Raw genomic sequence first — 7,347 nt, 5'->3', positions numbered from 1 at the left:
TCTGCTGGTGATACTACTACAATTCTATTTTTTTCTAGGGCTTCTGCTGCTAAGGTCAACACCCTGGCTTTTTCCCCATGTTTTTTAGTCGAAACCAACAAAGTTGCTTCCGCTAGTCCATAAGCTGGATAAAGAGCATCCCTACGGAAACCAAATGGTTCAAAAGTGGCAATAAAATTTTCCACTGTTTCTTGGCGAACTGGCTCGGCTCCGTTGCTAGCTGTACGCCAACTACTTAGGTCTAAATTCGCCCTTTGTTCTGCTGTGGTTCTTCTTAGGCAATGTTCGTAGGCAAAATTTGGTCCTTGACTATGGGTAACTCGGTAGCGTGAAATTGTCTGTAGCCAACGAATGGGTCGCATATAGAAGGCGATGGGCGACATCACATAGCAGGGAATACCGGAATATAGCGGTTGGATTAGTCCATCAACGAGTCCATAATCGTGAAAATGGGGAACCCACGTTGTGGCGATACTGTCTGATGTATAACCCCAAGCTTCTTTTATGTAACTACAGTGGTGTATTAAATTTTTGTGGGTTAGCATCACACCCTTTGGTGTTGAAGTGGAGCCGGATGTGTATTGAAGATAAGCCAGAGTATCGCCATTTAGATCTGGTTTTTGCCATTTTTGTGATAGCGAAATAGGAATTTTATCGCTAACTATCCATTTGATCCTTTTGAATTCTGAAGACAACTGAGAAGTGGATTCTTTGAGTTGGGAATACTTGGAAAAATCAGTAAGTATTACCGAAGCTTGGGCATCAAAGACAATTGCTTCAAGCCTAGGTAGTGTCCGCTTCAGTCTAATTGGGTCTGGTGGTGGTGCCGGAATGGCAACCACTCCTGCATACAAACACCCAAATAAGGCGGCGATAAATTCTAGTCCCTGTGGATATAGGAGTAAAGCCCTTTCATTCCTATCTACTTGTTTTTGAAGTTCTACAGCAATTGCCCTGGCTTTTTCATCTAATTCTTTGTAACTTAGGCTATTTACCTCTTTTTCCCCATTCTGTAGGAAACTGTAAGCTTTTCGAGCAGATTGATAGTGGGAGCGATATTGAAGAAGGTCAATTAAAGTAGAAAATTCTTGCTCATTTTTCATATACTCAATTTGGATTCACCACTATTGTTTGCCAATAACGTACGCAATTTTCTGGTCTAACCATGGCTGACCACAACCTATAACCTTACGGACACCTGTAACCTAGCTACAGACGGGTATTACTTGGTTTTGTTCTAGTGCTTTCCTCTGCATAGGTATGCGTACGCTAACCACCGAGACAGATTTTGACTGCGTCTCGGTGGTGGATATGTGGGCACTGCAATTACGCCAGCATACAAGCACCCAAACAAAGCAGCAATGAAGTCTATACCTGGTGGTACTACTAGCTCGCGCTCGTTCTCCCGTTGCCCCCAGAGACGGCAACTGGCAGGCGTACGCCCTTGAGCGTTGGTCTAATACCTCATAGGTGATACCATCAGTTTCTTCTTCCCCTTTTTCCTTGAAGGTATCAGGGATTTGTTCAGGCTGAGAATGGGCTCTCAAGCGCCACAACTCTACCAGATTGTCAAACTTCTCGTCAAGGTCTAAAAATCTGAGATTTTTCAAGTTTCAACCTCCTTGGTAGATAGCGTTTTTCAACGCTTACTTGCTCCCCTGCCACAGTTTTTTACTGTTTTAACTTTACTTAGGTGTACTTAGGTTTCTGAGCCTTGAGAGGCACCGAAATTAGGCAATATGAGAAATTTAGCACGAAAAAAATAACCTGTCAACCCTAATCGTCAATAAATTCTGCTTGACTCTCGTCCCACCTATAGCTATATAAAACCTAAGTACTCTGACATCTAGGAGTACTCACTAGCAGTAATCCATTGATTAAGGTACTTTCGTCCTAGGTTTTAGGGAGTAGGGAGTAGAGAGTAGGGAAAAAATGCTTGAGTTCTCATTACTAACAGAAACGCTATTAATTTTTTGTAAACTGTGTTAAGAAACTTCAAGTTGCTCAAACCGTTGCTGTTCCCTATTCCGAGACCCAAAGTTTCCAACTCTTAACAGTCCACTTTACTTGTCTGGGACTCCTTAGCTATAGAAAAAGCTATAGAAAAATAACATTTTCAACCAGACTCTCCCAACTCCTGATTGGATCTGATCAGGATTTCTGGGAAAACTTAGGATAAGATGCTAATGGAGATCAGAGGATAACTGTGTCTCAAGACCTATTGCAAAACCGAGACTACACCATAATTCTGGCAAGAAATGCCTCTAAAACCTTTGGAACCCAGCCTGGACTGGACAAGCAATGGTTGCTAGCTCAGGAGTCTATTATCGCCTTGGCAAAGAAATGTGAGGAACTTGATCCAGATGGACTCACTATTTATATTGCATCTACTCCCTATCAAAAATATGACAACACCACTAGTCAGGCATTAGTTGACCTGTTTGAGCAGCCCTATGGTTCAGACAGCATCAATGTGGTTGAGCCGCTCAAAGTTGCACTTGATGACCACTTTAGCCGTAAATCCCGCCAGCAGACAAAAGCAAACGGTGATATTATTATCGTCATCCTGGATAGTGAACCAAAGCCACCCATGGCTGTAGTCAAATTGCTAGTGGCAGCAACTAATAAGATGGATTCTCAGGAAGAACTGGGTGTGATGTTTGCCCAAGTGGGGGAAGACCCCATTACTCGTGGTTTTCTAACTGCCTTAGATGATGATTTACATGCTGCGGGAGCTAAGTTAGATATTGCCGACACTAAGCTTTTGTCAGCTATGGAGGAAAGTCAGATTACCAAGTTTTTGCTCGATGCCCTATATGATTAGGATGTAAGCTATCAGCGGTCAGCCGTCAGCCGTCAGCCTTGAGCTTTCAGCTTATTTTATTCAAAAGCACCTCCAGTAGCCTGGCCACAGCCCCAAAGCTGATAGCTGATAGCTGATAGCTGACCAGCTTATGGGTATTAGCTGATAGCTTTGATGAAAATGAATGCTTACCAATGAACACGGTTAAGTTGCAAAAACTATAGCATTTCCCAATAAGTTTAAACAAGGAATACCATTTGTTTTTTTATCAAAAATACCTATATACTTGACTTGATTAAATCTTGCCTCTTGCCTCTTGCCTCTTGCCTCTTGCCTCTTGCCTCTTGCCTTTACCTAAGGATTCTGTTCACAACTCAAATACAAACGCTATATGTCTACACCAACCAATATCAATAAAATTATGATTGAACGTCCTAGCCAAGACCATCTTGATAACTTGGGTGTCTCAAATTGGCCAATTTGGACAAAGGAAGTCTCGGAATTTCCCTGGACTTACGATGAACAGGAAATTTGTTACTTACTAGAAGGTGAAGTAGTTGTCACGCCAGATGGTGGTGAACCAGTTCAAATTGCCAAAGGAGATTTGGTCACTTTCCCAGCTGGAATGTCTTGCACCTGGAAGATTATTTCTAATGTTAGAAAACACTATCAATTTGGCTAGAATTTTGGCGTTGCTGAATTAAGGAATGAATGCGCGATTATCTGGTGAAAGTTAAAGCCCCCTAAATCCCCCAAGCGAGCAATCCCTCGCTTGGGGGACTTTAAGAGTTTTGTTCCCCCCAAGCGAGCAATCCCTCGCTTGGGGGGCTAGGGCGTGTTTTCAAAGTTTTCCGCAAGATTATGATCCCCCCCAGCCCCCCTTAAAAAAGGGGGGAGCCATACTCAAAGTCCCCCTTTTTTAAGGGGGATTTAGGGGGATCTCCGAGTTTGAAAACACACCCTAGGGGGGCAAAACCATACCCATAATCAGCAACGCCAGAATTTTGAGGGGCTTTGATCCAGGATTTTAGGGAGTAGGGGTAATAAAATTGAAGTGATTAACCGGAATTTATATCCCTACTCTATATGCCTACTTTATTGTTTCACTCATCTGCTTCTCTAATTCTTCTAATAATTGATCGACATCTTTCCCAACTTCTATAAAGCACTCCGGTGGTGAAAGTTCAGGTTCAAATTGAATCAGTTTCAACTGTCCATTACCAATACCAATAATCAGAACTTCCTGCTCAGGTTTATGAGCATCCACCACTCCCAAAATTTCCTGAATTTGGTTATTAACCTGACGATTTAGGGTTTCTATTGCTGCCCTAGGACAGTAAACAAAATGTGGCTTCGGTTTCATATCAAGTCCGAGGGTTTCATCAGTTTCTCCTTTTTCCAGAAATAGCCCCCAAGCCAGTGCAGCTAATTCTTTTTGATTGGCTTTAACAAACTTATCTAACTGATGTTGCCACTTGTTTATTGCTAAGTCTTGCCGATTACTACCGAATAAGTCCATATATTATTTATCAATTGGGTGAGGTACTTTCGTTATGGGTTTTAGTTAGCAGTTAGTAGGGAGCAGGGAAAAAATCCTGTGTACCTCATAACTATGGAAAACGCTATACTCACATCCCGATTGTCTAGAGCGACACAAACCAAAAACTAACCCAAGAAACTAAGGCAGATGGGTGGTTTTTACTAGACAGCTGCACCATGATATCATTTCCGGTACCGCGCACCACCGGACTTGATATGAATGATTTTTGGACAGATATTCTCAACTTTGCCAAAGACACCACAAACCGTGTCGGTAATCGGCACCTCCGGGACTTTGGTCAGGTACAAGGGTCCGAAAAAGCCGATGGTACGTTAGTGACCCAGGCGGACAGGTGGGCAGATCAAGAAATTAGAGATGCGATCGCATCTCATTTCCCCAGCCACGGCGTACTGAGCGAAGAAGCATCCCACGAATTTCCTGAGTCTGAATGGTGCTGGATTATTGACCCTCTTGATGGCACCACCAACTTTACTAGAGGAATTCCCCTGTGGGGGGTTTCCTTAGGCTTGTTGTATCACGGAACTCCAGTGTTTGGTTATATTCATTTTGCCCCTGTCCAGCAATCCTTTCATGGTTTTTGGCTCGGGAAATCAGACCTCAAAGGTGTAGAAAACGGTGCTTTTCTCAATGGACGTCCCATCCACAGCAGCCAGGATTCCCCTAGCCAAAACCACTTTTTCAACCTGTGCGCCCGTAGTACCTCAGTAATGAAGCAACCCTTCCCCTGCAAAATTCGGATGCTAGGGGTTGCCAGTTACAACTTTATCGCCACTGCCAACGGTGTCACCTTAGGAGGAGTGGAAGCCACCCCTAAGATTTGGGATTTTGCTGGAGCTTGGGTGATTATTCACGCAGCTGGGGCAGTTTGGGTACCCCTAGATTCTCAGACAATTTTCCCCCTAGAAGTAGGCCAAGATTACGGTCAGCGGTCGTTTCCAACTCTAGTTGCAGCACGTCCGGAATTAGTGAGTGTGTTTAAGCCCTTGGTAGAGTTTCTTGGGAATAAGACAAGTTGAATGTAGAATGTAGAATTAAGAATGTAGAATTAAGAATGTAGAATTAAGAATGTAGAATGTAGAATGTAGAATTAAGAATGTAGAATTAAGAATGTAGAATGTATAAGGCCAAATGTAGAATGTAGAATTAAGAAGGCCAAATGTAGAATGTATAAGGCAGAATGTAGAATGTATAAGGCAGAATGTAGAATGTATAAGGCAGAATGTATAAGGCCAAATGTAGAATTATAAGTTCTAAATTCCCAATTCTAAATTCTAAATTCTAAATTCCCAATTCTACATTCTAAATTCTAAATTCTAAATTCTAAATTCCCAATTCTACATTCTAAATTCTAAATTCTACATTCTACATTCTACATTCTTAATTCAAAAGGGATGTTCCCATAAATAATCTGCGATCGCATTTTCTCCTGCCAGTTTCTCTGGCTGAGCACCCAACAAAACGGAAATTTGTTCCAACTGATGATTGAATCGTCGAGCAACCCGACTGGGTATACCGTAGTCATAGATAATATGACCTTGCCCAGCAATCACTACTACTTGATAATCTGGGTTAGCTTGGGCAAACAAAGCAATCTTCTCTGCCATGGTTTCATCCCATAACACTTGGGCTGTGAAAAAATTGTCGAAGTTGAGACTATTGCTATGACCGGCGTGGTGATGTTGTTGGTAGAATCCCTGAATCAGATTGCGGTAATCAGCATTATCTGTACGAATTTCCGATAATGGGGGAATATGTTCCTGCTCAGCAGAGGTTAAACTCTCTAAACCCCTACGGGCTACTTTACGAGTGACCTCAGTGGGTGTATTTAAGGCTAACACAGGCAGTTGATTGGTTTTAGCAAAGCGTACCAGGGGAGCATAATATTCCCAAGGAAAGCCCCAGCGTTGTTCATACTCACTTTGCTTAACCAAGTCAGCTTCTGTGATTTCCCCGGCTAGGTATTGATCCAGGATATCTTGAGCTGGGCGCTGGAACATTTCCATTGCGATCGCAATTTTGGAATTTTCACGGGTTAGTGCTTCAATAATCGCTAACTGCGCCTCATGATCTTTTGTGCTATTGTGAGTTTCTCCTAAATAGATAACCCGGGCTTTTTTCCATTCCGGTAATACCTCTGGTAGGGATACTAAATTGACCGTTTCTATTTGTTGTTGCTGGCTAGTGGCAGTTGAACTATTATGTTGTTTATGTTGAGCAAAAACTGGGGTAGTACAGAGAAAGAAAATTCCTAGGGAATAAACAACGACTTTGGTAATTGTGCCCATATAAAAGTGATAATAGCTACTCAAAAATCCAACTGGTTATGTTTACTGGTCATGTTTAGCTTAACGTGATTCAGGATTGCCAGGAATTGATTTACTATCACAAAATTCCAAAAGCCGATTCAAAGCCCAAAATTCATCCACATCACCTTTGCCTGTACTAATGTGAGCCACATGACCCCCTTGGGGAGTTAAAATCAAGTTGGCATAGGGATTACTACTCGTGCGCTCTTCCAATTCTGGAATAATAGTAGGGTCAAAAATCGGGTCATCCGCAGCATAGATGATCAAATAGGGCAAAGCTAAGCTGTCCAACAGGTAAAGTCCACTAGTCTTCTGATAGTATTCATTAACGCTAGCAAACCCGTAGTAATCAATCACCATATACTGGTCAAAGCTCCGCATTGAGTTAATGCACTCCACTACACCAGCTTTAACAGCCTCAGGAAATTTTTCTAACCGTTGTTGAGCTATTTTCCTGAGTTTATGAGTAAACCTCTTTTCGATCAAACGTCCCATTGGGGTAGATAGCAAATAATCTATGGAGCGATTCGATTCCAGATTAGGACCCAAAACTGCTCCAAACCTGACCAGAGAACAATTGTTTTCAACTGCGGCCTTAAGTCCCCACAATGCCAACTGTCCCCCCATGGAAAAGCCCACCAAACCGACAGGTTCTGGGCAACCCATCTTTACTAATT

9 protein-coding genes are annotated in these 7,347 nt (G+C 42.5%); 3 read left to right on the top strand and 6 right to left on the bottom strand.

The window, feature by feature from the left end:
• The 3 genes from F6K37_RS27895 to F6K37_RS27885 form a co-directional block, all read right to left on the bottom strand.
• Window positions 1-1,103: AMP-binding protein (locus F6K37_RS27895; RefSeq protein WP_287253666.1), on the bottom strand; the 1,103-nt coding region annotated here is incomplete at its 3' end.
• 102 nt (window positions 1,104-1,205) lie between these two features.
• A complete protein-coding gene (locus F6K37_RS27890) occupies window positions 1,206-1,610 on the bottom strand; it encodes a hypothetical protein (RefSeq protein ID WP_287253664.1) in 405 nt (134 codons plus the stop codon).
• Window positions 1,611-1,900: 290 nt separating this feature from the next.
• A complete protein-coding gene (locus F6K37_RS27885; RefSeq protein WP_287253663.1) occupies window positions 1,901-2,047 on the bottom strand; it encodes a hypothetical protein in 147 nt (48 codons plus the stop codon).
• Window positions 2,048-2,206: 159 nt separating this feature from the next.
• Between F6K37_RS27885 and F6K37_RS27880 the strand changes: the two genes are divergently transcribed.
• Window positions 2,207-2,824 carry a vWA domain-containing protein gene (locus F6K37_RS27880; RefSeq protein ID WP_287253661.1) on the top strand — a complete coding sequence of 206 codons (618 nt, stop codon included), beginning with the start codon at window positions 2,207-2,209 and terminating at the stop codon, window positions 2,822-2,824.
• 400 nt (window positions 2,825-3,224) lie between these two features.
• Window positions 3,225-3,485, top strand: coding sequence for a cupin domain-containing protein (locus F6K37_RS27875; protein WP_287253660.1), 261 nt, complete (start codon window positions 3,225-3,227; stop codon window positions 3,483-3,485).
• Between the two features lie 408 nt (window positions 3,486-3,893).
• Here F6K37_RS27875 and ccmS read toward each other — a convergent pair whose 3' ends face one another.
• The gene (ccmS, locus tag F6K37_RS27870) at window positions 3,894-4,322 is read right to left on the bottom strand and encodes a beta-carboxysome assembly chaperone CcmS (protein ID WP_008184040.1); all 429 of its coding nucleotides are present in this window, start codon (window positions 4,320-4,322) and stop codon (window positions 3,894-3,896) included.
• Window positions 4,323-4,558: 236 nt separating this feature from the next.
• Between ccmS and F6K37_RS27865 the strand changes: the two genes are divergently transcribed.
• Window positions 4,559-5,380 carry an inositol monophosphatase family protein gene (locus tag F6K37_RS27865; RefSeq protein ID WP_287253657.1) on the top strand — a complete coding sequence of 274 codons (822 nt, stop codon included), beginning with the start codon at window positions 4,559-4,561 and terminating at the stop codon, window positions 5,378-5,380.
• A gap of 366 nt (window positions 5,381-5,746) precedes the next feature.
• Here the strand turns inward: F6K37_RS27865 and F6K37_RS27860 are convergent, their stop codons facing one another.
• Both F6K37_RS27860 and F6K37_RS27855 read right to left on the bottom strand, forming a co-directional pair.
• Complete coding sequence (locus F6K37_RS27860) at window positions 5,747-6,649, bottom strand: ChaN family lipoprotein (RefSeq protein ID WP_287253655.1); 903 nt, start codon at window positions 6,647-6,649, stop codon at window positions 5,747-5,749.
• Window positions 6,650-6,709: 60 nt separating this feature from the next.
• Window positions 6,710-7,347, bottom strand: a 638-nt coding sequence (locus F6K37_RS27855) for a YheT family hydrolase (protein ID WP_353838578.1), incomplete at its 5' end; no start/stop codon positions are given.

This window comes from Moorena sp. SIO4E2 (assembly GCF_010671945.1).
GTDB lineage: Bacteria > Cyanobacteriota > Cyanobacteriia > Cyanobacteriales > Coleofasciculaceae > Moorena > Moorena producens.
The sequence above is the reverse complement of the archived record's forward strand: the minus strand, read 5'-3'. Positions and strand labels throughout refer to the sequence as shown.